This window comes from Caldisphaera sp. (assembly GCF_023256325.1).
Lineage (GTDB): Archaea > Thermoproteota > Thermoprotei_A > Sulfolobales > Acidilobaceae > Caldisphaera.
Genome location: NZ_JAGDXI010000008.1, coordinates 12,107 through 12,925, shown reverse-complemented (window position 1 = coordinate 12,925; position 819 = coordinate 12,107). Strand labels below are relative to the sequence as shown.

The window sequence follows — 819 nt, the reverse complement described above, 5'->3', positions numbered from 1 at the left end:
ACCCTTATCTAATTCTCCTTCCCATGGTTTACATTTATATTCAACTCTATCTTTAATATATTGATGAAAGTTTTCAAAATATTTTTTGCATAAGTCTGGATCTTTCTCATATGCAATTACTTTTTTTGCTCCTCTCAATAAGAAATAGATAATTGATGATCCACAGTCAGCTCCTATGTGGACAATTACTTTGTTATAAAATGGAATAAAACCATAAGCTTGTTCATATTCGTAGAAATAATCACATCCCAGATCTCTGAAGAGTTTGATTAGGGCATCCATATTACTTTATTAAGTTTGGAATTTAATAATATTATATGGTAGATATTTATCCTGTAGTACAATCATCACCACCAATAGTTTCCACTATAACAACTAATGTAGTAATAAATGCTAACTCAACATATAATATACAAGTTCAAGAATTATCGCAATATTTAACAAATATTTTATTCTTTCAAGCTTTAGGACCAACAGGAACTATTTATGTATACCAATACTTCTCTCCAGATGGTAAAAACTATGATACAACACCGCAAACAACTATTACTGTTAATATGACTTCAACAATATTTAATTATTCACATGTCTTCTTAGCTCCAACTCCATATGTACAATATGGTATAAATCCAACCACAACAATAACAATTAATTTCCTTGGTGTAGTATATAGATAGTAAGTTTAATAACAGAAGAAAACAATAAATAATAATGGAGTATCAAATCCTTGAAGGAGAAATCTTTGTATCGGATACAGACAAAAATCTTGGGATAAGGTTCCCATACAAAAAGGCAAAGGTCCACTCGTACATCTTGATC

1 protein-coding gene and 1 pseudogene are annotated in these 819 nt (G+C 29.7%); one reads left to right on the top strand and one right to left on the bottom strand.

Going from position 1 to position 819, the window contains the following annotated elements; all coding sequences use genetic code 11:
• A pseudogene (locus tag Q0C16_RS01240) lies at nt 1–282 on the bottom strand (hypothetical protein); the annotation flags it as partial.
• Between the two features lie 35 nt (nt 283–317).
• On the opposite strand from Q0C16_RS01240, the gene Q0C16_RS01235 reads away from it, so the two are divergent.
• Nucleotides 318–677 carry a hypothetical protein gene (locus tag Q0C16_RS01235; protein ID WP_292319223.1) on the top strand — a complete coding sequence of 120 codons (360 nt, stop codon included), beginning with the start codon at nt 318–320 and terminating at the stop codon, nt 675–677.
• Nucleotides 678–819: the final 142 nt, after the last annotated feature.

Excerpts from the sequence above, each read along its gene's own strand:
- Q0C16_RS01235 (WP_292319223.1), top strand. The coding sequence starts at position 318 with ATGGTAGATATTTATCCTGTAGTACAATCATCACCACCAATAGTTTCC.